Origin of the sequence: Kitasatospora sp. MY 5-36, from assembly GCF_001182915.1 — a bacterium.
Lineage (GTDB): Bacteria > Actinomycetota > Actinomycetes > Streptomycetales > Streptomycetaceae > Kitasatospora.
Genome location: NZ_LFVW01000037.1, coordinates 1 through 24,446, shown reverse-complemented (window position 1 = coordinate 24,446; position 24,446 = coordinate 1). Strand labels below are relative to the sequence as shown.

The 24,446-nt window shown below is 72.8% G+C and carries 27 protein-coding genes and 2 pseudogenes; 11 read left to right on the top strand and 18 right to left on the bottom strand.

What is annotated here, in order from left to right; genetic code table 11:
- Positions 1-119: 119 nt before the first annotated feature.
- On the bottom strand, positions 120-353 hold the full coding sequence (locus tag AE652_RS03725) for a DUF6296 family protein (protein ID WP_053111950.1): 234 nt from the start codon (positions 351-353) through the stop codon (positions 120-122).
- 605 nt (positions 354-958) lie between these two features.
- On the opposite strand from AE652_RS03725, the gene AE652_RS46135 reads away from it, so the two are divergent.
- On the top strand, positions 959-1,165 hold the full coding sequence (locus AE652_RS46135) for a hypothetical protein (protein WP_117485509.1): 207 nt from the start codon (positions 959-961) through the stop codon (positions 1,163-1,165).
- A gap of 14 nt (positions 1,166-1,179) precedes the next feature.
- Here AE652_RS46135 and AE652_RS03715 read toward each other — a convergent pair whose 3' ends face one another.
- The 9 genes from AE652_RS03715 to AE652_RS03675 form a co-directional block, all read right to left on the bottom strand.
- Entirely contained in the window at positions 1,180-2,988 is a 1,809-nt protein-coding gene (locus AE652_RS03715) for a complex I subunit 5 family protein (protein ID WP_049649647.1), read from the bottom strand.
- A gap of 2 nt (positions 2,989-2,990) precedes the next feature.
- Positions 2,991-3,338 carry a sodium:proton antiporter gene (locus AE652_RS03710; RefSeq protein WP_049649646.1) on the bottom strand — a complete coding sequence of 116 codons (348 nt, stop codon included), beginning with the start codon at positions 3,336-3,338 and terminating at the stop codon, positions 2,991-2,993.
- Positions 3,338-4,090, bottom strand: a complete 753-nt coding sequence (locus AE652_RS03705; RefSeq protein ID WP_049649645.1) for an MnhB domain-containing protein — start codon at positions 4,088-4,090, stop codon at positions 3,338-3,340. Before AE652_RS03705 ends, AE652_RS03710 begins: the two co-directional genes overlap by 1 nt.
- On the bottom strand, positions 4,087-4,377 hold the full coding sequence (locus AE652_RS03700) for a DUF4040 domain-containing protein (RefSeq protein ID WP_049649644.1): 291 nt from the start codon (positions 4,375-4,377) through the stop codon (positions 4,087-4,089). Before AE652_RS03700 ends, AE652_RS03705 begins: the two co-directional genes overlap by 4 nt.
- Positions 4,374-4,676: a monovalent cation/H(+) antiporter subunit G gene (locus AE652_RS03695; protein ID WP_159028339.1), complete on the bottom strand. Its 303-nt coding sequence runs from the start codon at positions 4,674-4,676 to the stop codon at positions 4,374-4,376. Before AE652_RS03695 ends, AE652_RS03700 begins: the two co-directional genes overlap by 4 nt.
- A gap of 49 nt (positions 4,677-4,725) precedes the next feature.
- The gene (locus AE652_RS47840) at positions 4,726-5,016 is read right to left on the bottom strand and encodes a monovalent cation/H+ antiporter complex subunit F (protein ID WP_053111949.1); all 291 of its coding nucleotides are present in this window, start codon (positions 5,014-5,016) and stop codon (positions 4,726-4,728) included.
- Complete coding sequence (locus AE652_RS03685; RefSeq protein WP_049649642.1) at positions 5,013-5,468, bottom strand: hypothetical protein; 456 nt, start codon at positions 5,466-5,468, stop codon at positions 5,013-5,015. The genes AE652_RS47840 and AE652_RS03685 overlap by 4 nt, the downstream gene beginning before the upstream one ends.
- A gap of 351 nt (positions 5,469-5,819) precedes the next feature.
- The gene (locus tag AE652_RS03680) at positions 5,820-6,143 is read right to left on the bottom strand and encodes a hypothetical protein (RefSeq protein ID WP_049649641.1); all 324 of its coding nucleotides are present in this window, start codon (positions 6,141-6,143) and stop codon (positions 5,820-5,822) included.
- 2 nt (positions 6,144-6,145) lie between these two features.
- Positions 6,146-7,246, bottom strand: a complete 1,101-nt coding sequence (locus AE652_RS03675; RefSeq protein WP_082345197.1) for an SDR family oxidoreductase — start codon at positions 7,244-7,246, stop codon at positions 6,146-6,148.
- 92 nt (positions 7,247-7,338) lie between these two features.
- Here AE652_RS03675 and AE652_RS03670 point away from each other — a divergent pair, with 92 nt between their 5' ends.
- Together AE652_RS03670 and AE652_RS03665 are read left to right on the top strand one after the other, a co-directional pair.
- Positions 7,339-7,560 carry an HAD family hydrolase gene (locus AE652_RS03670; RefSeq protein WP_049649640.1) on the top strand — a complete coding sequence of 74 codons (222 nt, stop codon included), beginning with the start codon at positions 7,339-7,341 and terminating at the stop codon, positions 7,558-7,560.
- Positions 7,561-7,570: 10 nt separating this feature from the next.
- Positions 7,571-8,305, top strand: a complete 735-nt coding sequence (locus tag AE652_RS03665; RefSeq protein ID WP_049649639.1) for a class I SAM-dependent methyltransferase — start codon at positions 7,571-7,573, stop codon at positions 8,303-8,305.
- Between the two features lie 140 nt (positions 8,306-8,445).
- On the opposite strand, the gene AE652_RS03660 is transcribed toward AE652_RS03665, so the two are convergent.
- From AE652_RS03660 to AE652_RS03650, 3 genes are all read right to left on the bottom strand, one after another.
- Positions 8,446-9,153: a ribonuclease BN gene (locus tag AE652_RS03660; RefSeq protein WP_234348209.1), complete on the bottom strand. Its 708-nt coding sequence runs from the start codon at positions 9,151-9,153 to the stop codon at positions 8,446-8,448.
- A gap of 292 nt (positions 9,154-9,445) precedes the next feature.
- Positions 9,446-10,402 carry a TIGR03557 family F420-dependent LLM class oxidoreductase gene (locus AE652_RS03655; protein WP_049649638.1) on the bottom strand — a complete coding sequence of 319 codons (957 nt, stop codon included), beginning with the start codon at positions 10,400-10,402 and terminating at the stop codon, positions 9,446-9,448.
- 217 nt (positions 10,403-10,619) lie between these two features.
- Positions 10,620-11,681 carry a catalase-related domain-containing protein gene (locus AE652_RS03650; RefSeq protein ID WP_053111948.1) on the bottom strand — a complete coding sequence of 354 codons (1,062 nt, stop codon included), beginning with the start codon at positions 11,679-11,681 and terminating at the stop codon, positions 10,620-10,622.
- Between the two features lie 112 nt (positions 11,682-11,793).
- Between AE652_RS03650 and istA the strand changes: the two genes are divergently transcribed.
- The 3 genes from istA (at position 11,794) to AE652_RS03635 (ending at position 15,809) form a co-directional block, all read left to right on the top strand.
- Entirely contained in the window at positions 11,794-13,317 is a 1,524-nt protein-coding gene (gene istA / locus AE652_RS03645; RefSeq protein WP_049649637.1) for an IS21 family transposase, read from the top strand.
- A complete protein-coding gene (gene istB, locus AE652_RS03640; RefSeq protein WP_049649636.1) occupies positions 13,317-14,108 on the top strand; it encodes an IS21-like element helper ATPase IstB in 792 nt (263 codons plus the stop codon). The genes istA and istB overlap by 1 nt, the downstream gene beginning before the upstream one ends.
- A 141-nt stretch (positions 14,109-14,249) precedes the next feature.
- Positions 14,250-15,809, top strand: a complete 1,560-nt coding sequence (locus tag AE652_RS03635) for an ISL3 family transposase (protein WP_234348212.1) — start codon at positions 14,250-14,252, stop codon at positions 15,807-15,809.
- A gap of 98 nt (positions 15,810-15,907) precedes the next feature.
- On the opposite strand, the pseudogene AE652_RS03630 reads toward AE652_RS03635, so the two are convergent.
- Together AE652_RS03630 and AE652_RS03625 are read right to left on the bottom strand one after the other, a co-directional pair.
- A pseudogene (locus AE652_RS03630) lies at positions 15,908-17,050 on the bottom strand (catalase); the annotation flags it as partial.
- 285 nt (positions 17,051-17,335) lie between these two features.
- Positions 17,336-17,812: pseudogene (locus tag AE652_RS03625) on the bottom strand (glycoside hydrolase family 15 protein); the annotation flags it as partial.
- 375 nt (positions 17,813-18,187) lie between these two features.
- On the opposite strand from AE652_RS03625, the gene AE652_RS03620 reads away from it, so the two are divergent.
- Both AE652_RS03620 and AE652_RS03615 read left to right on the top strand, forming a co-directional pair.
- Positions 18,188-18,682, top strand: a complete 495-nt coding sequence (locus tag AE652_RS03620; protein ID WP_049649633.1) for an SRPBCC family protein — start codon at positions 18,188-18,190, stop codon at positions 18,680-18,682.
- A complete protein-coding gene (locus AE652_RS03615) occupies positions 18,664-20,304 on the top strand; it encodes an NAD(P)/FAD-dependent oxidoreductase (RefSeq protein WP_049649632.1) in 1,641 nt (546 codons plus the stop codon). Before AE652_RS03620 ends, AE652_RS03615 begins: the two co-directional genes overlap by 19 nt.
- A 54-nt stretch (positions 20,305-20,358) precedes the next feature.
- Here AE652_RS03615 and AE652_RS48950 read toward each other — a convergent pair whose 3' ends face one another.
- Complete coding sequence (locus AE652_RS48950; RefSeq protein WP_220450088.1) at positions 20,359-20,868, bottom strand: DUF6328 family protein; 510 nt, start codon at positions 20,866-20,868, stop codon at positions 20,359-20,361.
- Positions 20,869-21,141: 273 nt separating this feature from the next.
- Here AE652_RS48950 and AE652_RS03605 point away from each other — a divergent pair, with 273 nt between their 5' ends.
- On the top strand, positions 21,142-21,564 hold the full coding sequence (locus AE652_RS03605; protein WP_049649631.1) for an SsgA family sporulation/cell division regulator: 423 nt from the start codon (positions 21,142-21,144) through the stop codon (positions 21,562-21,564).
- Here the strand turns inward: AE652_RS03605 and AE652_RS47835 are convergent.
- Both AE652_RS47835 and AE652_RS03595 read right to left on the bottom strand, forming a co-directional pair.
- Positions 21,485-21,817 carry an RCC1 domain-containing protein gene (locus tag AE652_RS47835; protein ID WP_234348211.1) on the bottom strand — a complete coding sequence of 111 codons (333 nt, stop codon included), beginning with the start codon at positions 21,815-21,817 and terminating at the stop codon, positions 21,485-21,487. The genes AE652_RS03605 and AE652_RS47835 overlap by 80 nt on opposite strands.
- A 207-nt stretch (positions 21,818-22,024) precedes the next feature.
- Positions 22,025-23,410 (bottom strand): MBL fold metallo-hydrolase, encoded by a 1,386-nt coding sequence (locus AE652_RS03595; protein ID WP_049649629.1) that lies wholly within the window; start codon positions 23,408-23,410, stop codon positions 22,025-22,027.
- A 407-nt stretch (positions 23,411-23,817) separates the two neighbouring features.
- Here AE652_RS03595 and AE652_RS03590 point away from each other — a divergent pair, with 407 nt between their 5' ends.
- Both AE652_RS03590 and AE652_RS03585 read left to right on the top strand, forming a co-directional pair.
- The gene (locus AE652_RS03590; RefSeq protein ID WP_049649628.1) at positions 23,818-24,222 is read left to right on the top strand and encodes a rhodanese-like domain-containing protein; all 405 of its coding nucleotides are present in this window, start codon (positions 23,818-23,820) and stop codon (positions 24,220-24,222) included.
- Positions 24,162-24,446: TSUP family transporter (locus tag AE652_RS03585; RefSeq protein ID WP_369808263.1), on the top strand; the 285-nt coding region annotated here is incomplete at its 3' end. The genes AE652_RS03590 and AE652_RS03585, both read left to right, overlap by 61 nt.

Genomic DNA, 24,446 nt, shown 5'->3' with positions numbered 1-24,446 from the left:
GGGGGTCCACTGCCTGAATCCGCTGTTTCCGCTCGGATGCGCCACAGCTGCTTCCCGGACGACGACATGTACGACCCCGAACGGGAGATGCCGATCACGCCTGGCCGGCAACGCCGCGGTCAGGTCAGCGGGGTGGCGCGCAGGCAGGTGTGCTGGCCCGGCCCTGTGGCGACGTCCAGGGGCCTGGCCACACCGGCTTGGATCTCGACCCGGAAGGCTCCGGTGTCGTCGGCGTAGATCGGGGTACCGTCGGGTGTCCTGTCGCCGGTGGCGTGGACAACGACGATCTCGGGCGGACGATGCGCTCCTGGTGGGCCCGGCAGGGTGATCGCGTAGCGTTCAGGGATGTCCATGGCGGGCCTCATTCTGCAGGGTGCGCCGGCGTCTGTGAGGGCGCGGACGGTGTCGCGGACGGGTGAAGATCTCGTCTGCGCCGGTGATCTGCCGCAGGCGCCGGGTCTGAGGGAACGAAGCGGCCACCACCGGGGCGGTTGCGGCGGCGTACACGGTGAAGCGCACTGGGAGCAGAGCGTCAGGACGAGTGGAGTCGCGCGACAGGAGACGGGGCAAGTCGACGATCACACAGGGCATGCCCTCCTTGACCGAGCGCGCCAAGGCGTCCTCCAACCCGCCGCGCTGATCATGGTCGGCCTTGCCGTCCAGGCGGGCGCTGCCGGCTCTCCCGGACAGGTCTGCGGTCGTGGTCCGCGGGGCCCGACAGGCGCACGCCCTCAGCGGACGGTAGTGGGGGGACATGACCGGCCTCCTCGCGCGAGGGAAGCTGTCCGCTTGTGATCCTGCCCCGCCGCGCTCGGAATCCACCGTCCGGGGCCGCCTGAGTCGCCCGCCCGACCGGCCTCGACGACACCCTTGAGGCACCACGCCAATCGGGGTAACCCCCCACCCCGCATCCTCGCTGCCCAGAGGCCTCCCGCCCCGCCTGTCCGCGGGCAACGCCGTGGGCGACGGCGACGGGCTGACGGCGATCGCCGCCTGCGGAGGGCACCGTGTAGCGTGTTGCCGCGCCCGCGACCCACCGGGGACGGTATCCATCCAGCACAGGCTGGATGCGATCGTCCGGGCGATGCTGGAGCAGCGTGAAGGCAAGCGCGGTCAGGCTTACGAGGATCTGAAGGCAGCCATCGGGATGGAGGAGCGGCTGTAGGACCCTGGGAGGATTCAGGTCTGGGCGGCGATCGCGACGCACAGCACCGCGACGCCGAGGGCGAGCCAGGCGAGGTAGTCGCCGAGGTGTCCGGAATGCAGGCGGCGCAGCGCCCGTACGGCTCGGGCAGCCGCGTGCCGGTCGGCGGCGGACCGATGGAGGGCGGCCGTGGCCAGGGCCAGGGCGACGGCTGCGGACAGCAGGCCCAGCAGCACCCCGGTCACGGTCCAGTCCGCGGCCGGCACGGGTCCGGGCGGCGTGTTGGCCTGGGTGAGGACGACGGCGCTGTAGCCGTCGGGGTCGGTGAAGACGGCCGCGCCACGGGCGAGGGCGGCGGGGATGGCGGGTAGGGAACCGACGAGGACGGCGAGGCCGATCAGACCGGCCGGGACGATCGTCATGGTTCGCGGCAAGGCGCGCTGCGGGGAGCGGATTTCGGGTTCCTCGCCCTCGCCGGTGGTCTCGTCCCCGTCCGGTCGGCTCTGTGGGGCCGGGCCGGCGCCGAAGAAGATCCGCAGGGCCGCGCGGAGAGCGGCCGCGCCGGTGGCGGCGGAGGCCGCGACGAACACGGCGGGCAGCCACGGCTGCCAGTGGCCGGCGGCCTCCTCGCTCAGGGCCTTGCCAAGGCCGGTACCGAACGGCGGCATGCCGGCCAGGGCCAGGGCGCCGACCACGAACAGCACGCCGACGGTGCGCAGGTCGCGTGCCTTGCCGTGCAGCCCGTGTTCATCGACGGAGCCGTACCGGTCCAGCAGTACACCGGTGAGGGCGAACAGCGCGGCCTTCACCAGGCCGTGCGCGGCGACGTACACCGCGGTGCCGGTGGCGCCGTCGGGGGTGAGCAGGGCGACGGCGATGAGGAACAGGCCGACGTGGCTGATGGTGGAGAACGCGAGCAGGCGCTTGAGGTGGCGCTGCTGCCAGCACATCAGGGCGCCGAGGAGTGCGGTCAGCAGACCGATCGCGGTGAAGGTGGTGCGGAAGGCCTGGGGGTGGATGCCGCCCGGGCCGGAGAAGACGGTCCAGTAGACGCGGGCGATGCCGTAGACGCCGAGTTCGACCATGGCGCCGGACATCAGCATGCACACCGGGGTGGGCGCCACCGCGTGCGCGTCGGGCAGCCAGAAGTGGAACGGCACGGCGGCGGCCTTGACCAGCAGGGCGGTGGCGATCAGGGCGAACGCGGCCACGGTCAGCACGTCGGTGTGGTGGCCGGCGAGCTGCCGGCCGAGGCGGGCGAGGTTGAGTTCGCCGGTGCGGGCGTAGAGGAGGCCGATGCCGAGCAGGGAGCAGTAGGCGGCGAAGGAGGTGACGATGCCGAAGGTGAGCGCCCCCTGGAGCGGGCGGGGGTCCTCGATGCGGTAGCCGGTCAGGGCGTAGGCGGCGGCTCCCATGAGTTCGAAGAAGACGAAGGCGTTGAACAGGTCGCCGGTGAGCGCGAAGCCGGCCATGCCGGCTTCGAACAGCAGGATCAGGGCGGGGAAGGCGCCGGCGTGCTCGCCGGTGGGTTCGTCGAAGTACCGCCAGGCGTAGACGACGACCGCGAGGACCAGGACGGCGACGAGCAGCGCGAGTCCGGCGCCGATGGGGTCGGCGGCGAGCACGATGCCGAGGCGGGCGGGCCAGCCGCCCAGGTCGGCGGTGACGAGGCGCCCGTCGGTGCGCGCCCAGAGCAGGGCGAGGCACGCTGCCTCGGCACCGGCGCAGGTGGTGGCCAGGATGTCGCAACCGGTCCGGGGAAGTCTGCGGCCGGCGACGGCGAGCAGTGCGGCGCCGAGCAGGGGAATGGCCACCGCGAGCGGCAGCAGGGCTGCTTCGGTCACGGTCAGCCCTTGAGGCCGGTGAGGGCCTGCGGGTCGACGGTGTGGTGCCGTTTGCGCAACTGGATGGTGAGGGCGAGCAACAGCGCGGTGACGGTCGCGCCGACCACGACGTCGGTCAGGGCGAGGGCCTGCACGACGGGGTCGACGACGGGGCGGGTTCCGGGGGTGAGGTCGGAGTAGACGGGGGCGGTCGCGCCGCGGCGGTAGCCGACGGCGAGGAGCAGGAGGTAGGTGGAGGACTGGGCGACGGCCAGGCAGCCGATGGCGTGGATCAGGTTGCGACTGGTGACCAGGCCGTACAGGGCGATGAGCAGGACCCATCCGGCGGCCAGGAAGACCCACGTTCCCATCAGGTGTCTCCGTCTCTCTGCTGGTCGGGTTCGGTGAGTTCGACGGCCTGGTCGAGGAAGTGTGCGAGCAGGGCGATCAAGCCGCAGGCGACCTCGACGCCGACCGCGGCGTTGAGGACCGGGACGGTGCCGCCGGAGGTGACGGTGTTGAAGGTGCCCAGCGGCAGCACGTTCTTGAGGAACGCGCCGCCTGCGATCAGGCCGGCCAGGCCGACGAGGCTGTAGGAGGCGGCGGCGAGCGAGTCCGCGACGTCGAGGGCGGCGAGCGGGCGCAGCTGCTTCAGGGCCCGGTAGTCGGCGGCCACGTAGGCCAGGTGCAGGGCGGTGGCGAGGACGACACCGCCCTGGAAGCCGCCGCCGGGGCTGAGCTGGCCGTGCGCGACGATGTAGACGCCCACGACCAGGGTGACCGGTAGCAGCAGCGCGCCGAAGAGGCGGGTCGTGGGCATGACCCGCTCCGCTTCGGCGCGGCGGTGGCGTTCGTCGCGGGCCCGGCGCAGCAGCAGGGTCGCCCCGAGCACGGTGCCGAAGAGGATGGACTCCTCGCCGAGGGTGTCGAAGGCGCGGATGTCGAAGTTGACGGCGGAGACGACGTTGGCGGTGCGCCGGTCCAGCGCCGCCGCCACCGCCCGGTCCCCGTAGGAATGGCTGTCCGTGCCGAACGGCGGGAGGTGAGTGCACGCGGCCGTGAAGAACGCGGCGATGACGGCGGCCGCTGCCAGGAACATCGTCAGCCGGGCGCGGGCCGTCACTTCCGTTCCCGCCCGTTGTCGCCGGCGCTGGCCCGGTCGTCGGTGCGGGTGGGTCGGCGGGTGACCTTGCGTACGGTCAGCAGGATCAGCAACGGGGTCAGCGCGGTGCCCACGGCGAGCTGGGAGAGCGCCACGTCGGGCGCCTGCAGCACCGCGAACAGCATCGCCAGGCCCAGACCGAGCACGGAGAGGACGACCGCCTGGCGGGCCGGGTCACGGGTGAGGACCGCCGTGGTGGCGGCGAGGACGACGAAGGCGACGACGAATCCGATCAGCCATGCGTTCACGGCCTGCTCACCGCTTCGGCCTCGGCTTCACGGGTGGCACGGCCGACGGCGATCGTGGTGACCGTCCCGCCGACGGCGAAGACCAGGCCGATGAACAGCGTCTTGGCCGCCCCCCGGCCCGGTCCCTGGTCGACTGCCACGGCCGCGGCGATCAGCGGCACACCGGCCACCGAGGCCGGGGCCAGGGCGTGCAGGCGCGCCAGCGCTCCGCGCAGCCGCAGCACCGCGGCCGCGGACAGCAGCACACACCCCACGCCGGCCCACAGCAGCACGAGCACGATCACATGGCGTGGCGTCAATCCGAACTCCCTCCCCCACCCCCGGTCTGGCCGGCCGGGCGGGGTCTCGTCAGTTCTCGGGCGTGGAACCGTACGGGTGCGCGTCGTGGCGGCGGCCGGCGACGAAGCGGGCGAAGACAAGGGTGCCGGCGGGGGCCAGGACGGCCAGCATCAGCGCGAGGTCCTGATAGGAGGACCGGTCGTACGCCATCGGGAGCAGCAGGAACACCGCGCCGGCCACGGTCGACAGCATCGACGCCCCGAGCAGTCGGCGCACCGCGGTGCCGCGCGCCGCGACCCACAGGCACGTCGGCGCGGGAATCGCCAACAGGACCAGGGCCGCCGCTGTCCAGGCGTTCACCGCGCGCCGTCCGTGCGGGCCACGGCCTCCTCGACCGGTCCCGCGGTCGGGCGCAGAGCGTGCACGACGACCTCGTCGTCGCGGGGCACGTCGATCACGCAGGTGTCCGGGGAGGCGGCGAGCAGCGTGCCGGCCCACCCGGCTCCCGCTCCGGGGCGCAGCCGGATGCGCCGTACCCTCCCGTCTCCGTGACCGGGGGCCATCGCGGCCGTCAGCACGGCCAGACCGCGCACGACCGAGCCCGGCAGCGCGAGGAGCGCACGCACCGCGCCACGCCCTCCTCCGACGCGGACGTGTGCGGCCAGGCGCATCCTGCGGGCCGCGACCGCCCCGCCCGACGCGGCGAGAACGGCGACCAGCAGCTCGACGGGCGAGACGGAGCTGACGAACACCACTGTCAGCCCCGTCAGGGCAGCACCCCACACCACGGTCTCCACCAGCCGGGTGAGCACCTGACCTCCTGTAGTCCTCCGGGCCGTTGTTCGGTTGCCGGCCACCTGGCGACTCCGCGGCGCAGGCGGTGCCTCCGCGCACGCCGTCCACCGCCCGGCCGTGTCATGGCCTCCGGGTCAGTCGGGAGGCTCCGACGGGCGGGGGTGCCCGGGCTCCGGAGGGGCAGGCTCCGCGGGCTCGCCCGGGCCGGGCGGGGCCGGCGGCTCAGGGGGCGGTTCGGGCGTTCCGGGAGGCGCGGGCGGATCCGGCGGCACCGGTGGCTCCACCGGCTCCGGCGGGCTGGGCGACGGCGGAACCGGGGTGACATCGGGGTCGGGCGGCACGGGAACGGTACCCACGGTGACCAGCTCCTATCGGCCCAGGGCGTGTTCGAGTTCCTTCTTGTTCATCTTCGAGCGCCCGTGGATGTTGCGCTGCCTCGCCTCGTTGTAGAGCTGCTCCTTCGTCGGCCCCTGGGCGCCGCTGTGCGACCGCAGCCCACCGCGACGGGAGGAGGACATGTCCTTCAGCGAGCTGCGGCTGGCGGTCTTCGACTCCCCGTGCCGGGCCCGCTCCTTGTTCACGGTGCGGGCGGCGATCTCCTCGGCGCGCTTCTCGCTCTCACCGCGCTCCAGCGCACTGTCCTTGATGTGCTCGTACTGCCGTTCCCGTTTGGGACTCGATCCGCGAGGCATGGTCACACACTCCTGTCCGATGACTGCGGGGTGCGTGTTCCCCGCATCCGTGAGAGGAACCCGCTACCGGCACCGGGCAAACCGGCTTGCACCCGTCCAGCCGCGCGCCCCAGCGCGTCGGCGAGGCCGCCGAGGGTGTGCGCCACCTGCTGCTGGCTGCTGCGATCCCGGGCCCGGTCGTCGAACCGGCCGTGCGCCCCGAAGTCCCGCCGGGCGTCCACCGGCTCGAACAGGTTGTCCGGGTCCGTGGCGCGGCGCCGACGGTCCTCCTGCTGGGAGTCGAAGCCCGTGCGGGCCAGGTAGCGGTCCAGCAGCCCGGGCACGACGGCGTTCGTCACCAGGGTCGCCACCGTACTGCCGCCCACCCAGTACTCCCTCCGCCCGGGGTGGTCGGCGGCGAACAGCACCACGCGGGCAGCGACCTCGGGCTGGTAGATCGGTGGAACCGGCTGCGCCCGGCGGGGCAGGCGGGACCGGACCCAGTCGAACTGCGGGGTGTTGACGGCCGGCATCTGCACCATCGTGGTCCGCACCCGAGTACCGGAAGCGAGCAGCTCGCAGCGCAGCGCCTCGTTGAAGCCCTGGATGGCGTGCTTGGCGCCGCTGTAGGCGCTCTGCAGCGGAATGCCGCGGTAGGCGATCGCCGAGCCGACCTGCACGATCACCCCGGCATCGCGGGGCAGCATCCGGGCCAGGGCGGCCCGGGTGGCGTAGACGTAGCCGAGGTACGTGACCTCGGTGACGCGCCGGAACTCCTCCGGGGAGACCTCGGTGAACGGGGCGAAGACGGAGGCGAACGCGTCGTTGACCCACACGTCGACCGGCCCGAGTTCTTCCTCGGCCCGTTCGGCGGCGGCCTCCACCGCGTGTGCGTCGGCGACGTCGGCCTCGATGGCGATGACCTTGGCAGCGCCGGCCCGCTCGGCATCGCGCACCGCCGCTTCGAGGCCGGCCCGGCCGCGGGCGATCGGCGCGAGCCGGTCTCCGCGGGCGGCGAACGCCTCGGCGGTCGCACGGCCGATGCCACCGCTGGCCCCGGTGATGACGATGGTCCGGCAGGAAGTTTCCGTACTGCTTCGGGTTTCCGGGAAACAGCGGGGCAAACGGCCCGGCGCCGCGCCGCGTGCGTGGCCGGTCGTCGGGCCGTAGCGTCGACAGGGTGGACATGCCGGGGGCGTGAGTGAGGGAGGCTTCGATGCCAGGCGAGGCGCTGTTCGTCGGCGACACCCCGTGGGACGTCCAGGCCGCCGCCGGAGCCCCGGTCACCGGCGTGGCGGTGCTCTCCGGCGGCTTCGGCGAGCGGGCCCTGCGCTCGGCGGGAGCCCTTGAGGTCCACACCGATGTCGGCGACCTCCTTGCCCGCCTCGATTCCAGCGCCCTCGCGGACCCGACGCACTTCCAGCCCGTACGCGGCTGAGCGCGCGGCCGTGGACGACTCCCCCGACGGCGGGTACGCGGTCTCCGCGGAGTTCTACGATCTCCTGCAGGCCGAGACCGACCGCCGTCTGGCCGAGCGGCGCTTCGCCGCGGCCGCCACGCGGGCCCGCCACGCCGTCCTTGATGTCGGCGCCGGCACCGGCACCGCCACCGAGGTCCTGCTGCGCGCCTCCGGTGTGCCCGTCCACGCCGTCGAACCGGCCCCGGCCATGCGCGCCGCCCTGCTGTCGCGCCTGGCGCACCTCGGGGCGGACCAGCGCGCTCGCGTCACCGTGCACCCCGAGCCCCTCGCGGCGACAGGCCTGACGGCCGTGGCGGACCTGGCCGTCGCCTCCAACGTGATCGCCTGTCTGGATCCCCCGACCAGGCGGGCCACCTGGAAGGCGATCTCGGCAGCCCTCCTGCCCGGTGGCCTGCTCCTGTTCGATCCGCCGCCCGCCGGCCTGCCCGACGGGTGCGAGGCGGCGGGACGGCTCGGCCCGGTGCGGGTGGGTCCTGACCTGTACAGCGCCGACGTCACCCGGCGGCCCCATCGCGGCGTCCTGCGCGTGGTCTTCACCTACCGCGTCGAACGCTCGCAGGAGCTCCTGCGCGAGGCCCGGGAGGCGTTCGACATGTGGCCCGTCCCGCCCGAGCAGCTCGCCGAGGAACTCGATGCCGCAGGACTGCGTGTTGTGCGGGCGCCCGGATCCGACCTCGTGGCGGCTCGCCGTCCCGCTCTCTAGACCCGACCTCGCCCGCCTGCGGGCCTTGGTCCCGTGCCGCACCGGATCAGTCGTCCGCTTCGCCCGGTGGTGTTCCGCCTGGCGCCCCGCCGGCCTCGTCAGCCGGCTCCTCGCCGGCTGCCGGTGTGCCGCGGCCCCCCTCACCACCGTCGCCCGCGGCTGACCGGTCGCCGCCGGACAGCGCCCACCCCACGAGGCTTCCGCCGTACACCGTGAAGCCCACCCCGATCAGCCAGGACTGCGCCGACCGTGCCGTAGGAAACGGCGTTGGAGACCAGTAGCGGGGCGAAGACCAGCCGGGAGAACAGCCGGAGACCGGCCAGGGCGACCATCGTGGCCACCGCCCCGGGCACCAGCCCCCGCCGCGGGGCACGGGCCCCGAGCAGGAAGCGCGGAAGCCACCAGAACAGCAGCAGACCGCCCAGCACCGTGGCGAGGATCCGCAGGGTCGGTTGGACGGCGGTGTGCTGCCAGGGCACGCCGCTCCAGGCCGCGAGGACGAGGTAGCCGGTCACCCCGGCCAGCGCGACGACCTGGCGCCCCACCCGGTGCCACGGTCCTCGCGGCAGGCCCCAGATCCGCTCGTAGGCGCCCTGCATCGCACCCGTCAGCGAGACGCCGAAGAAAGCCAGCGCGGCGAGGCTGAACCCGGTGGTCGTGCTGAGGACCTGCCCGCGTGAACTGAACAGCGTCTCGACGGCCTGGCCACCGCGCGGCGACAGCCCCAGGCCGTCGGTGATCCACTGGGCGATCCCGTTGCCGCGGGCAGGGGAAGCCGCCGCGATGACCATGAGCAACGGCACCAGGGTCACGAAGAACAGCGCGGCGAAGGCCAGCGAACGCTGCATCAGCTCGATCTCCAACCCGCGCCCCCACGCCCGCCCGCACACAAAGCGCAACCGGTGCCAGACCGCTCTCACAGTGCACGCCTTCGCACGCCGGTCAGGTGCCAGAACCCGGGGCATCCGGCCGGCGCCGAGCGCCCCGGCGCCGCGAAGTACCCTGCCGTGCCGCCGCAACCACCTCTGCCTCTCGAAGGCGTCTGCGCCCGAAGGGGCCACCTGCCGGGGCCGGACCCTGTAGCGGGGCCTCTCCCGTGTGCGGACGCGGCTTCAGCGGCCATAGGTCGGACAGACCGGGTCAGCGGTTCAGGGCGGGCAGGACCAGCTCACGGTAGGCGTCGAAGAAGACCTCCTGATCGGGGCCGATCTGTCCGACGTAGACCTCGTCGAATCCGGCGCGCTCATATGCGCGCGCTGTCTCCACGTGCTGCTCCACGTCGTCGCCGCAGGTGACCGCGTCGGCAACCATGTCGCGGGTGACGAGCTGACTTGCCTGTTCGAAGTGCGCCGGGGTGGGCAGGAGCTGGGCGAGCTCGCCGGGCAGCAGCTCGGTCGGCCACAGCCGGTGCACCACGTCCACGGCCGTTTCCCGGTTGCTGCTCCAGCACACCTTCACGCCGCCCACCACCTTCTTGCCCTGGCCCCCGGCCTCGCGGAACGCGCCCACGAGGTCGGCGTCCGGGGTCATGGTGACGAAACCGTCCCCGATCCGGCCGGCCAACTCGGCGGCCTTCGGCCCGAACGCCGAGACGTAGACCGGCAGCGGCTGGTCGGGGACGGTGTACAGGCGGGCGTTGTCGACGGTGTAGTGCCGGCCGCGGTGGCTGACCGGTTCCCCGGTGAACAACTCGCGCATCACCTCGACGGCCTCCTCCAGCATCTCGGCCCGTACCTCGAAGGACGGCCACGCATCGCCGTGCACGTGCTCGTTCAACGCCTCCCCCGTCCCGACACCGAGAGCGAAACGCCCACCCAGCAGAACGCTGGAGGTCGCGGCGGCCTGCGCGGTCACCGCCGGATGCAGCCGCACCGTCGGACAGGTCACCAGCGTGGTGACCGGCAGCGAGACGGCCTGCGACAGCGCCCCGATCACCGACCACACGAACGCGCTGTTGCCCTGCGCGTCGTTCCACGGATGGAAGTGATCGGAGACCGCCAACCGGGTGAACCCGGCCTGCTGCGCACGGCGGGCCTGGTCGATCAGCTCCGCGGGGGTGAACTCCTCACACGACAGGAAGTAGCCGTACTCGGTCAATCGGAATCCGCTCCTTCGTGAACGTCCTCCCCCGCCTCGGGCGGCGGCGGCCCCCGGGCACTGTCGCCACCACGCTAGGCCGAAGGTCCTTCGAGTGCTCCCTGACAGCACCACCAGGCCGACGGACTCGACCGCGAACGGGCCAAGCCGGCGAACGGGGCAGGGCCCACCGACCTCGTCCTCCTGGGCAGGTCGCGCGGGCGATTCGGGCTCGGGTTCAGCGCTGCGGGAACCGGTGCTGTTCGATCAGGTGGACGAAGTCCTCCCAGAACGAGGCGCCGGGCTGCCGGTCCGGGCCGCACAGGGCGACCCCGGCGAGCTGCTCCGCCTCGCGGGCCCCTGCGGCCCGCAGGAGCGCCGTGCCGGTGCCGAGCGCGGCCACCGGTTTGCCGTGCCGCAGTGCCTCGCTGACGAACCGGACGGCGTCCGGTTCCACGACCAGCACGTCCTCTGCGCCGTCCGGGACGACCACGGCGTCGTACAGCACCGAGGCGGTGGTCGCCAACGCCCGGTCGACCTCCACGTCCTGGCCGTCGCTGCCGGCCACGCTCCCGCCGTACCGGGCCAGGGTCTCCACCGTGGCGCCCTCGGCCCGCAGGGCGGTGCGCGCCGCCCGCACCTGGGCGGCGTCCACGCCCTGCGCCACCAGGACGGCGACCTTGCGGGTACGGATGCCGTGGCCGTGCAGGTTCTCCAGGCTCAGCGCGGGCGAGACCCGCTCCCCCACTGCTCCGGCTTCGCGGTCGCCGGTGGGCCGGTCCGGTGCGGGCTCGGGCGCGGGCTCGGGTTCGCCGATGCGGCGGGCGACCTCCACAGCCAGTTCCCGGTCGACACGGGCCAGGTTGGCGACCATCCGGTGCCGCACGGCCTGGTCCCCGACCTTGCCGAGCTCGAAGGAGAACGCGGCGATGATGTGCTCCTGCTCCCAGCCGGCCATGCTGCGCCAGAACAGCGCGGCCTGGCCGTAGTGGTCGGCGAAGCTCGGACTGCGCCGGCGGATCGCCTGCCCGTCGACACGCTCCTGATAGTGCTCGAACACCCCCTCGGCGAGGCGCCCGCCGCCCAGGGTGGCCGGGCATCCGCCGCCGACCGAGTTCGGCGCGTAGCTCGTCCCGGAGTGGATCACCTGCTGGCCGTAGCCGTCGCGCTGGTCGGTGCGCACCTCGGCGAGCGGGCGGTTGACCGGCAGTTGGGAGAAGTTGGGGCCGCCCAGGCGGATCAACTGGGTGTCCAGGTAGGAGAAGTTGCGGCCCTGCAGCAGTGACGGCGGCCGTGGCATCCTCCCAGCTGGCGGCCACATACGGCGCAATCTGCGGCCACGGGATTCCCCGAGTACGGCCAGATATCTCCCCGCTCGCCCCGAGTAGTCCCGCTCGGCGACGCTGGAGCGGGTGAAGAACAGCAGGGAGATCATGGAAATCCTGGAGGCGTTCGACCTCACAGGCAGTTACCGTGCTGCGGCCGAGCTGGCCGGGTGCGACCACCACACGGTGGCCCGGTACGTGAAGATGCGCGAGGCCGGCCACGAGCCGGGCCAGCGCCGTCACCGGGCCCGGGCGATCGACGACTACCTTCCGAAGATCGAGGAGCTGGTGGTCCGCTCGCAGGGCCGCATCCGCGCGGACGTGGTGCACCGGCGGATCACCGCGATGGGCTTCACAGGCGGGGAACGCACCACCCGCCGAACCGTCGCCGAGGCGAAAGCCCAGTTCAAGGCCGGTCGGCGCCGTGTCTACCGGCCGTGGGTGACCGAGCCCGGGCTCTGGTTGCAGTACGACTTCGGCGACGGGCCGGTGATCAAGGGCCGCAAGACCACACTGTTCTGCGCGTGGCTGGCCTGGTCCCGGTTCCGGGTGGTGATCCCGATCTGGGACAAGACCCTGCCGACGGTCACCGCCTGCCTGGACGCCACGTTGCGGCGGATCGGCGGGGTGCCGGCCTACGTGCTCACCGACAACGAGAAGACGGTGACCACCGACCACGTCGCCGGGATCGCAGTCCGCAACCCGGAGATCGTGGAGGTCGCCCGGCACTACGGCACGACCATTCGTACTTGCGTGCCGGCTGACCCGGAGTCCAAGGGCGGTTCGGAGGCGACGGTGCGGATCGCGAAGGCCGACCTGGTGCCCAAGGACGTGAACCTGCGCGAGGAGTTCCGCACGTTCGGCGAACTGGAGGCGGCCTGCCGCCAGTTCTGCGACGAGGTCAATTCCCGCCCGCACCGGGAGACCAGGCGCAAGCCCGTCGACCGGCTGGCCGAGGAGCAACAGCGGCTGCACCCGCTGCCCCGGCAGCCGTTCACCGCGGCGTTCGGCACGACCCGCCGGGTCAACTGGGACTCCACGATCTCGGTCGAGGCGGTGCGCTACTCGGTCCCGCACGAGCTGATCGACACCCGGGTCTGGGCCCGCTTCCACGGCGAGGAGCTGATCGTCACCGCGGTCGACGAGCGCGGCTCGGCCCAGGAGGTCGCCCGGCACCCGGCCGGCAAGCCGGGCTCGCCCGTGCTGGACGACGCGCACTACCCGCCGCGCGAGGACAAGGAAGCCGACCGCACGCCGAAGGCGACCAACGCCGAGGAGGTCGCCTTCCTCGGGCTCGGCCCCGGCGCCGCGAGCTGGCTGGTCGAGGCCGCCGCCTCCGGCACCCGCCGGATCAAGGCGAAGATGGCCGAGGCAGTCGCCCTCTCGAAGCTCTTCTCGGCCGGGGAGGTCGACCGGGCGCTGGGCACCGCCGCGGTCACCGGCCGCTTCGCGGACAAGGACCTGCTCTCGATCCTCGACTACCAGGCCGTCCACGGACAGGCCGAACCCACCCGCCGCAGCGAGGAGCACTCGCTCCAGCCGGGCACCTCCGCCTGGTCCTCCTTCGGCCTCAACACCCTGCTCGACCACAACGAAAGCGACCCGTCCTGATGGCCACCCCGCTCCGCACCGTCCACGGCACCAACGGCGACCCGCTGGCCGAGGCCATCGAACTGACCAAGCGGCTCAAGCTCCCGCACATCCGCCGCTCGCTGACCGACATCATCCCCACCGCGAAGGCCCAACGCTGGGATCCGGCCGAGGTGGTGAGGGTCCTTCTGGCGGAAGAGGCCGCCGGCCGCGACCGTGCTAACCTGCACACCCGCCGCAAGCGGGCCGGCTTCCCGAGCGGCAAGACCTTCGGCGACTGGGACGAGACCGCCTCCGCGATCCCGAGGCAGACCCAGGACGCGCTCAAGTCCCTTGAGTGGGTGGGACGTCGGGAGAACCTCTGTGTCTGTGGTCCGTCGGGCACGGGCAAGAGCCACTTCACCGAGGCGCTCGGCCAGGCCGCGGTCGAGTCCGGGATGACGGTCGCCTGGTTCACCATCGAGGACCTGGGCGCGCTGGTCCGCCGGCACCGGGCGGACGACTCGATCGCCCGGGCGCTGTCGCGGATCATCCGCTCGGACCTGATCATCGTGGACGACATCGGTCTGCTGCCCGTCTCGCCGGACGCCGCCGAGGGCTTCTACCGGCTGGTCGACGCGGCCTACGAACGGCGCTCGGTCGCGGTCAGCAGCAACCTCCACCCCTCCGGGTTCGACGAGATCATGCCCAAGACCCTGGCCACCGCCACGGTCGACCGGCTCATGCACCACGCCCACATCGTCGTCACCCAGGGTGACAGCTACCGGCTCACCCAGGCCACCACTGGCAAGGGGGTGAAGCCCTTCAGCTGATCAGCATCAGATCAGGCGGGGAGATTATCTGGCCGCCACCGGGGCGGTCTTGAGGATCTGATCAACATTTCGGGATCGCCCAGAGTGACTGATCATCAGGTCGATCTTTGAACAGTAGTGCTATGTGATCAGACGTTGAAGGTGCTGCTGCCGCAGCTGTCCGGCCTGGTGGTCGAGGAGGTCCGCGACGCGGAGACCGGGCTGCGGATCACCGCCCGTACGGCCTGCGACCAGGCACGTTGCCCACAGTGCGGTGCGAGCTCGACCCGGGTGCACGACCGCTACCGGCGGCGGATCGCCGACCTGGCCGTCGGCGGTCGTGCCGCGACGATCGCCCTGTCGGTACGCCGGTTCCGCTGCGAGACCTCCGGCTGTCCGCGCAGGACCTTCGCAGAACAGGTCGAAGGCTTGACGTTCCGTTACGGCCGTCGCAGCCTGCTCCAGCGCGGGCTACTGGAAGCGGCCGCGCTTGCGCTCGCCGGCCGGGCCGGGAGCCGGCTCGCCGAGCAGCTGCGCTGCCGGGCCGGTGCGAACACGCTGCTCAACCTCATACGCACGCTGCCCGACCCGCCGCTGCAGCGGGCACCGCGGGTGCTCGGCGTCGACGACTTCGCACTCAAACGCGGCCATGTCTACGCCACCGTCCTCATCGACATCGAGGCTGGCCGCCCCGTCGACGTGCTGCCCGACCGCACCGCCGAGACCTTGGCCGACTGGCTGCGCGAGCACCCCGGCGCCGAGATCGTGTGCCGCGACCGGGCCAGCGCCTACGCCGAGGCGGTACGCACCGCCGCACCGGACGCTGTTCAAGTGGCAGACAGGTTCCACCTCTGGAAGAACCTCGCCGAGACGGTCGAGAAGTGCGTGATCGCCCACCGCGCCTGCCTGAAGGACCCGGACGACCAGGCCCAGGAGCCGGCCCCAGCTCCCGAACCGCAGGTGCTGTTACCAGAGGGCCGGCGGACCAGTACGACCCGCGAACGCTTCGCCACCGTCAAGGAGTTGTACGGCAAGGGGGTGGGCATCGGCCGGATCGCCGAGCTACTCGGCCTGGACCGCAAGACGGTCCGCAAGTACGCCCACGCCCATGCGGCCGAGGACCTGCTGGTGCCGTCCAGGCAGGGTGGCCGCGCGCTCGCCCCGTGGACCGGCTACCTGAACCAGCGGTGGAACGAGGGCTGCACCGACAGCGGACTGCTCTTCCGCGAGATCCAGACCCTGGGCTACCGGGGCAGCAGCCGTAGCGTCCGGCGCTGGCTGGAGCCACTGCGGTCCTCGCCCGCACCGGCACCCAGGCTGCCGACCACACCGACCGTCCGGCAGGCCACCGGCTGGCTCACCCGCCACCCCGACGCCCTGACCAGCGACGAAGTCCTCCAGCTCAAGCACCTCCTGGCCCGCTGCCCCGAACTGGCCACCGCCGCCGAGCGAGTGCGCGACTTCGCCCGGATGATGAAGAACCTCGACGGCGAGCACCTGCCCGAGTGGATCGAGCAGACCGAGGCCACCGACCTGCCGCCCCTGCGCAACTTCGCCCGCCACCTGCGCCAGGACCTCGACGCTGTGACGGCCGGCCTCACCCTGCGCTGGAACAGCGGCCCCGTCGAGGGCCATGTCAACCGGATCAAATACCTCAAAAGGCAAGGATACGGACGAGCCAGCTTCCCGTTGCTGCGTCGGCGGATACTGCTGACGACCTGAGCCGATCACGCTGGGCGATCCCGAAATGTTGATCAGATCCGGTCTTGAAGACCGCAGGTGGGGCGGGACTCCGGCCGCCAGTGGGGCGAGCGTGATGGCCGTTGACACAGCAGCGGGTCGTTGGTGAAGTCGATGCCGGGAACGACGTTGGCGGTGTGGAAGGCGACCTGCTCGGTCTCGGCGAAGAAGTTCTCCGGGTTCCGGTCGAGGACCATCCGGCCGACCGGCCGCACCGGCACGAGTTCCTCCGGCACCAGCTTCGTCGGGTCCAGCAGGTCGAACGGGAACGAGAACTCGTCCTTCTCCGGGATCAGCTGGACGCCGAGCTCCCACTCCGGGAACTGGCCGGCCTCGATCGCCTCCCACAGGTCCCGGCGGTGGAAGTCGGGGTCGCGTCCGGCGGTGATCTGGGCCTCGTCCCAGACCTGGCACGCGACGCCGAGTTTTGGCTTCCAGTGGAACTTGACGAAGGTGGCGCGCCCGTCGGCGGTCACGAGGCGGAAGGTGTGCACGCCGAAGCCCTGCATCATCCGGAAGCTGCGCGGGATCGCCCGGTCCGACATCGCCCACATCAGCATGTGGGTGGACTCGGGCTGCAGCGAACAGAAGTCCCAGAACGTGTCGTGTGCGGTGCCGCCGGTGGGGATCTCGTTGTGCGGCTCCATCTTCACCGCGTGCACGAAGTCGGGGAACTTGATCGCGTCCTGGATGAAGAACACCGGCATGTTGTTGCCGACCAGGTCGTAATTGCCCTGCCGGGTGTAGAACTTGGTGGCGAAGCCGCGGACGTCGCGCACCGTGTCGGCGGAGCCGCGCGGCCCCTGGACGGTCGAGAAGCGGACGAACACCGGGGTCCGGCGGCCGGCCTCCTGGAGGAAGTCGGCGCAGGTGAACTCGGCCAGCGACTCGTACGGTTCGAAGAAACCGTACGCGCCGGCACCGCGGGCGTGCACCACCCGCTCGGGAATGCGCTCGTGGTCGAAGCGGGTGAGCTTCTCCCGCAGGTGGAAGTCCTCCAACAGCGTCGGGCCACGCTCGCCCACGGTCAGGGAGTTGTCGGTGTCGTCGACCCGGATCCCCTGATCGGTGGTGAGCGCACCGTCCGGCTCCGGGGCCCGGAAGGCGTCCAGCGCGATGTCCTTGGCATCGCGCTCGCCCCCCGAGGGAGGGCCTGGATGGGGAGCCTCCGTGACCGGGGGCGGCTGGGGGCGTCCTCCAGGCGGTCCGGGATTGGTGGTCATCTCAAAGCCCTCCGTCCTGGGGTCGGTGCGAGGCGGCTCACGGCCGCCCGCGCTGTGGGGCGCGGCTGCCCGCCGGACAACGGCTCAAACCTTCGCGCCCGGCTTGGAGCCTGGAGCCTGGAGGCGCCGGGGCAGTCCTGCAGCCCGAAGCCGTACGCAGGCGAACACCGCCGCCATGCGCGCTCGCACAACCGCGGGGGCAGTAGGCCAGGCAGGGCCGAGCGGGCGAGACCCCGCAGCGGTCGCTGCTGCTCCGACACGCGGGTGCGGCGGATCACAACGGGCTCAGTGACCGGGTGCGAGCGTCGCGGCGGCTTCGAGCATCAACCCGTGGACGAACGCTTGGGGCAGGTTGCCGCGCAGCTGGCGCTGGGCGACGTCGAACTCCTCCGCATAGAGGCCGGGCGGACCGCAGGCGGCACGGTTGCGTTCGAACCAGCGCACGGCTTCGACGTCGTTGTGCTGCTGGTGTTCCGCCAGGGCCATGACGAATCCGCACAGCAGGAAGGCGCCCTCGGCGTCCTGAAGGGGTCTCCGGTCGTGGCGGAACCGGTAGACGTGGTGGTCCTGCGCGAGATCGGCGCGCACCGCTCGCAGGGTGGCGACGGCGCGCGGGTCTTCGGCAGGCAGGGCGCCGCGGATGGCGGGCAGCAGCAGGGCCGCGTCCACGCCCGTCCGGCCTGGGGAGCGCTGCCACCGGCCGGTGGGGTGCAGGCAGTCGGCGGAGGTCTCCGCGAGGATCGCATCCGCCAGCGCCTCCCAGCCGGCGGCACGTAGTCGGAAACCTTCATCACCGAACTCCTCCACAGCGCGGGCGTGGCTCCTGGTGGGCGAACGAGGCCCGGAGAGCGGCTAACCGCTCGCGCCGCGATGAAACCGCCGTGGGTGATACCGCCCGGTGTCCGTGCGGAATCACCTGCCGGCCCGCAGGCCGTGGGCGGGCATGCCGGGCTCGGCACAGACGCTGCCCTGGACGGGGCCCGGCGGCGACCAGTCGGGGTTCCGGTGGGACGGGTGGCCCTGCCCCACGGCGGAGAACGGGCCGCTGCGAGTGTCGCGTTCAGGGGAACTAACCGGGTATGCGCCTTTTGAGGTACGGGTGATTCGTCAGGGACCGGACACAAGGAGGCACAGCCGATGGCTGTGAGACACGTCCTGATAGAGCGGGCTCCGCAGGCGGTGTGGAGCGTGTTGGGCGACCCGGCCGCGTACGGCCGGTGGGTGCCCGGCACGGGGCGGACCCGCCCGGGTGAGGGCCGGTGGCCCGCAGTCGGGTCGAGCTTGCGCTACACCGTCAGCGCCGGCCCGTTCCGCTTCGAAGGCCACATCGTCGTACGTGTGTCCGACAGTGGGCACCGGCTGGAACTGGAGGCCTTCGCCGGGCGGCTCGGCACCGTCCGGATCGCCATCGAGCTGATCGCGTGGGGCGACGCCACACTGGTGATCGTCGACGAGCACCCGCTGCGGGGCCTGGGCGGGAGCCTCCACACGGCGCCCGCTGACCTGGTGCTGGATCTGCGCCACCGCCGACTGCTCGCCCGCCTCGCCCGCACGGTCGAGCAGGCGCCCCGGGCGGCCGGCCTGGAAGCGTCCGCGTCGGGGGGAGGTCCGCCATGGCCGACGCCGTCGTGATCGGGGCCGGGCCGAACGGCCTGGTCGCCGCGAACGTGCTGGCCGACGCCGGCTGGGAGGTGGAGGTGCTGGAGGCCCAGGACCAGGCCGGCGGCGCTGTCCGCAGCGACCGCGGCGTCCACCCCGACTACGTCAGCGACCTGTTCAGCTCGTTCTACCCGCTGGCCGCCGCCTCGCCGGTGATCGCGGCCCTGCGCCTCGAAGAGCACGGCCTCGCCTGGAGCCACGCGCCGATCGTGCTCGCCCATCCCCTGCCCGACGGTCACTGCGCACTGCTGCGGCGCGGACCGGAGGCGAACATCGACGACATCGGGCGGAGCTTCGGCCGGCCGGACGCGCTCGCCTGGCGACGGCTGTCACAGCTCTGGCAGGACCTGGACCCGTACCTGGTAGGGGCGATGTTCGCGCCGTTCCCGCCGGTACGCGCCTGCCTGGCGCTGGCCGCGCGTCTCCGGGCGCCCGGCCTGCTGCGGCTGGCCCGCTTAGCGGCGCTGCCCGTACGGCGACTGGCCGAGGAGGAGTTCGACCGGGACGGCCCGGGGCTGCTGCTGGCCGGCTGCGCGCTGCACGCCGATCTACTGCCCGAATCGCCGGGCAGCGCCGCCTTCGGCTGGCTCATGGCGATGCTCGGCGAGCAGTACGGCTGGCCGGTACCGGTCGGCGGAGCCAGCGCCCTCAGCGGCGCCCTGGTGCGGCGTCTGGAATCGCGCGGGGGAACGATCCGCCGCGGTGCCCCGGTCAGCGAGGTCGTCGTCCGCGCCGGCCGGGCGCTGGGCATCCGCACCGCCCAGGGAGACTACGTCCGCGCGCGCCGAGCCGTGCTCGCCGACGTGCCCGCTCCGCACCTGTACGGCCGCCTGGTCCGGGAAGGACGCCTGCCGCCCGGATTCCGCGACGCCGTACGCCGCTTCCAGTGGGACTTCGCCACCGTCAAGGTCGACTGGGCCCTCGACGCGCCGATCCCCTGGACCGCCGAGCAGGCACACCGGGCCGGCACCGTCCACCTCGGCGCCGACTGGACGGAACTGAGCGACTACGCACTCCAGGTCAGCACCGGCCGTCTACCGGCCCGCCCCTTCGGGCTGCTCGGCCAGATGACCACCGCCGACCCGTCCCGCTCACCCGCGGGCACCGAATCGGCCTGGATCTACACCCACGTCCCCCAGCACATCGCCGACGACCTCGGGCCCGACGGCATCACCGGGTCCTGGGACGACAGGGAAAGCGAAGCCATCGCCCGCCGCATGGAAGCACAGGTCGAACGCTTCGCCCCCGGCTTCACCGGCCGGATCCAGGCCCGGCACGTACTCACCCCGCCGGTGCTGGAACACCTGGACCAGAACCTGGTCGGCGGGGCGATCAACGGCGGCACCGCGGCCCTCCACCAACAGGCGCTGCTCCGCCCGCTACCCGGCACGGGGCGGCCCGAGACCCCCATCCAGCGCCTCTACCTCGCCTCCGCCTCGGCCCACCCGGGCGGTGGCGTGCACGGCGCCTGCGGCGCGAACGCCGCCCGCGCCGCGCTCCGCGCCCAGGAAGCCCGGACCGGCCGGCTGCTGCGACCCGCCCTGGCCCGCGCCCAGCGGGCCCTGGCCGACCCAGGCGGGGGCGAGACGGCGTGACGCCGTCGGGCGGGCGGGACCCGCGGCCCGGGTAGGCCGGGATTGCAGGGGCTGTCACTGCGGGGGGCGGCCACCGCCGCGGGGGGCACCGAGCCCGGATACGGCAGCCCGGCGCGCGGCGGCTGTGCGACGCAGCACGACCTGGGGCAGGACGAGCCAGCTGGTGGCGAACCAGATCAGGCAGGCGGCGCTGAGGCCCCAGGCGGCGGCCGGGTTGCCGGTGGCGGTGCGCAGCAGGAGCAGCAGCGCGGCGGCGATGGTCAGGGCCAGGGTGATGAGTCCGACGGCGATGAGGCGACTGGCGACGTGGACCAGTTCGGGTTTCATGCCGTGGCCGGTGAGGAAGCGGTGGAAGGCCACGGGCGCGATCAGGGCTCCGGTGGCGACGGCGCCGAGGACGACGGTGGCGACGCAGCAAACTCCCTCCGTACACGGGCCGCGATCATCCGAGCATGCCACCACGCATCGTCGGAGACGATCCGCACGGCGGCTCTGGCCCGTCGTTTCCCACAGGTCCGTGATGAGCAGCCGTCCGCCGGAGGACCTGCCCCGCCCGGTACGCATACCTGCCGGACAGGCCGGTGGTCCGCGCCGGCCGTGCGCTCCTGGCGCTCCCGGCAGGCGGAGAATCACGTTGCAGAGGGCGTCGGCGCGCTCGTCCCTGTCCGGCCTGCCGAGCTCCACCCATGTGGCTGCGACATGCAACACTCCTCGAAAGCAAGGGAGTTGTGCAGATATCCAGCCTGCCGACTGGCGCGTGGGCGCTGGGGTAGGCGCGTTGGCATGCGTCGGCCCACCGGAGGCCGACGCACACAGCCGTCGCAGGAGGGTGATCCGATGCAGAAGTCCGCTGTCCGCCCGATGCCCGTCACGTTCCCCGACAGCCCGCTGCCCGACGTCCCGGTCGACGTGGAGCTCCGCTTCGACACGGCCCTTCCGTATGCGGCATGCCTGGTGTTCCCGCTGACCCCGTGCGGCTGCACCGGCTCCGACGCCGAGGTGTGCTGGTACTTCAGCCGGGATCTACTGAACGAGGGGCGCCACGTCCCCACCGGCACCGGGGACGTCAAGATCAGCCCCGGACCGGTCGGCGAAGTCCTCATCACCCTGCAGGGCCCCGACGGCCGGGCGGTGCTCAGCGCCCCGGAGGACGCCGTGACAGCCTTCCTCACGGACTCGTTCACCCTGGTGCCCGCAGGATCGGAAACCGACCACCTGGATATCGACGCCACCCTCGCCCGGCTGCGCGCCGCCGGCTGACCGCACGAAGTGCGCCGGCCGGGCGCCCGGCGCCGCACGGGTGCCCATGGCCGTCCGGCATCAGGGCGAGGGCGTGGTACACGCCGGCCGCGATGGCGAGGACGACCTCCAGGCCTGTCACTTGGCGCGGCACCGAGCTGGTGGCCCGGTTGCCGGTGCCGAGCTGGCCGTTGATGCCGCGCCCCCACGCGAAGACCTGGCCGTTCTCCAGCAGGGCGAGGCTGAAGTCCGCGCCGCCCGCGTCAAGCCGCACACCCCCGACGACGCCGAAGTGTGGGCTGGCGCCACCCTCGCCCTCCACGCCCGGAGCATCGGCAGCAGCCGGGATGCACAACGCCTGCACGCCCGACTGCTCGCGCTGCCGCAGCAGTGACCGACACCCATCTTCCCCCGCCCCCACCACGGCCACGTCCCGCTTCCCTGCCCGTGGCCCGGACGGGGTTGGCCGGGTCGGCTGGGGTCAGGCCTGGGCGGGGTGGGTGAGGGCGTGCCAGGCGCCGTAGCCGCCGAGGAGGTCGGAGACGTCGGGGTGGCCGTGGTGGCGCAGCAGGCTGGCGGCGATGGAGGAGCGGTGGCCGCTGGCGCAGTGGACGACCAGGGGGCGGTCGGTGGGGATCTCGTCCAGGCGGCCGGGGAGTTCGGCCAGGGTGATGTGCAGGGATCCTTCGATGAAGCCCGTTTCGCGTTCGCCGCAGGTGCGCACGTCCAGGACGGTGGGCGGCTGTTCGGCGGTGAGGGCGCTGCGGAGCTGGTCGGCGGTGAGGCGGCTGGCGGGGGTGAGGTCGTCGGCGAGGGCGGGCAGGGCGTTGTCGGGGTTGCGCAGGTAGCCGGCGATGTGGTCGAAGCCGATGCGGGCGAGGCGGGTGACGACCTCGTCCTCGCGGTCCTGCGGGGCGATGATCGCGATGGTGCTGTCGGGGGTGAGGACGGTGCCGGCCTGTTCGGCGAAGCGGCCGTCGACGGGGACGTTGACGGCGCCGCGCAGGTGTCCCGCGCCGAAGTCCTGGGGGCTGCGGGCGTCGAGGACGACGGCGCCCGCGGTGCGGGCCTCCCTGAAGCCTTCGGGGCACAGGGGGCGGGTGGCGTTCGTGCGGTCGAGCAGCGGGCGGTCCTGCCGGTTGAGGGCGGCGTCGTGCCCGAAGTAGGCGGGGGCGGCGGACTGGCCGGCGGTGACGATGCGGACGAAGGTGTCCTGGTCCATCGGCTGGCAGGCGTAGTTGGTCAGTCGCTGCGCGCCGATGGTGGACTGGCGGTCGGTGGAGAGGTTCTTGCCGCAGGCCGAGCCGGCGCCGTGGGCGGGGAAGACCAGGGTCTCGTCGGGCAGGCCCATCAGCTTGCGGTGCACGCTGTCGTAGAGCATCGCGCCGAGTTCGGCGGCGGTGACGCCGACCGAGGCGAGCAGGTCGGGGCGGCCGACGTCGCCGATGAACAGCGCGTCCCCGGTGAGCACGCCGTACGGGACGGTGTCGTCGGGCTGCTCGAAGACCAGGATGCTGATCGACTCGGGCGTGTGCCCGGGGGTCTCCAGGATCTGCAGGGTGACGTCGCCGAGTTCGATCCGCTCGCCGTCGGTGAGGTGGCGGATGGGGTAGTCGGTCTCCGCGCGGCGCCCGTACCCGATCCAGGCGCCGGTGCGGTCGGCCAGTTCGAGGTGGCCGGCCAGGAAGTCGGCGTGGAAGTGGGTGTTGATGACGCCGACGACGGTCAGGCCGCGTGCCGTGGCGTCGGCGAGGTACTCGTCGACGTCCCGGCGGGGGTCGACGATCACGGCCTGGCCGGTGCGCTCGTCGGCGATCAGGTACGAGGCCTGGGAGAGGCAGTCGAGGTAGAACTGGGCGAAGTACACGGGGGACCTTCCTGGGCGGCATAGGACTGGGGGCTCGGGGCCGGGCGGTGCGGGGGTGGGCGGCTCGTAGGCCTGGGCGGTGTCGGGCGCCGCAGTGCCGCTCCAATACCCCCCTCGGTATATTTGCGAGCATACGGCTACCTGAGCCGATACGGGTCGGGGTATCGCCGAACGATTTCGATAATACCCCCGGGGGTACTATGGTGAGGCACCGAGGGGCCGGCCACCGCCTCCGGGCCAGGTACGGGCCAGGTACGGGCCAGGTACCGGCGGGGCCGAGGACGCACCGGTCATGCCACGCACCCGGCACACCACCCGCACCGGGCCACCGGGCCCGTACGGACGCCCGCGCCGCCCCCCGACCCGCCGGACCACTGCGGTCCGGTCTGCACCACTGGAGACACCTCATGCCCTTGCTGCCGCATGCCCACGGGCCCCACGCCCACCGGCCCGACGCCCACGGACCGGGCGCCCCCGGGCGGGCCACCCCCGCCGAGGCCCACGAGCTCGCCCGCACCGGCGCCGCCGTCCTACTGGACGTCCGGGAGGCCGCCGAGTTCGCCGCCGGACACGCCCCCGGCGCGCTGCACCAGCCGTTGATCGGGCTGGCCGCCGGTGTCCCGCTGCCGACCGGGGCGGCCGGGCGGACCGTGCTGGCGATCTGCCGCTCCGGCAACCGATCCGGGCGCGCGGCGGAACTGCTCGCGCGGCGCGGCGTCGAGGCGCTGAACGTGGTCGGCGGCATGGGCGCCTGGGCGCTGGCCGGGCTGCCGGTCACCACGCCCGACGGCGGCGCCGGGCACGTGATATGACCACGCTGATCCTGGCGCTCGCCGCCGGTGCGGTGGTCGGGCTGGCCCTGGGCGGGCTGGGCGGTGGCGGCAGCATGCTCGCCGTCCCCGCCCTCGTCTACCTGCTGGGCTTCAGCCCGGCGCTGGCCACCACCGCCAGCCTGGTGATCGTCGCCGCGACCTCGCTGACCGGGCTGCTCGCCCACGCCCGGGCGGGCCGGGTCCGCTGGCGCACCGGCGCGCTG

Coding starts and splice junctions, on each gene's coding strand:
- AE652_RS03680 (WP_049649641.1), bottom strand. CDS start 6,143: ATGCCTCGCGGATCGAGTCCCAAACGGGAACGGCAGTACGAGCACATC.
- AE652_RS03670 (WP_049649640.1), top strand. CDS start 7,339: ATGCCAGGCGAGGCGCTGTTCGTCGGCGACACCCCGTGGGACGTCCAG.
- AE652_RS03725 (WP_053111950.1), bottom strand. CDS start 353: ATGGACATCCCTGAACGCTACGCGATCACCCTGCCGGGCCCACCAGGA.
- AE652_RS03605 (WP_049649631.1), top strand. CDS start 21,142: ATGCAGAAGTCCGCTGTCCGCCCGATGCCCGTCACGTTCCCCGACAGC.
- AE652_RS48950 (WP_220450088.1), bottom strand. CDS start 20,868: ATGCGTACCGGGCGGGGCAGGTCCTCCGGCGGACGGCTGCTCATCACG.
- AE652_RS03620 (WP_049649633.1), top strand. CDS start 18,188: ATGGCTGTGAGACACGTCCTGATAGAGCGGGCTCCGCAGGCGGTGTGG.
- AE652_RS03710 (WP_049649646.1), bottom strand. CDS start 3,338: ATGGGAACGTGGGTCTTCCTGGCCGCCGGATGGGTCCTGCTCATCGCC.
- istB (WP_049649636.1), top strand. CDS start 13,317: ATGGCCACCCCGCTCCGCACCGTCCACGGCACCAACGGCGACCCGCTG.
- AE652_RS03615 (WP_049649632.1), top strand. CDS start 18,664: ATGGCCGACGCCGTCGTGATCGGGGCCGGGCCGAACGGCCTGGTCGCC.
- AE652_RS03650 (WP_053111948.1), bottom strand. CDS start 11,681: ATGCCACGGCCGCCGTCACTGCTGCAGGGCCGCAACTTCTCCTACCTG.
- AE652_RS03660 (WP_234348209.1), bottom strand. CDS start 9,153: ATGCAGCGTTCGCTGGCCTTCGCCGCGCTGTTCTTCGTGACCCTGGTG.
- AE652_RS03590 (WP_049649628.1), top strand. CDS start 23,818: ATGCCCTTGCTGCCGCATGCCCACGGGCCCCACGCCCACCGGCCCGAC.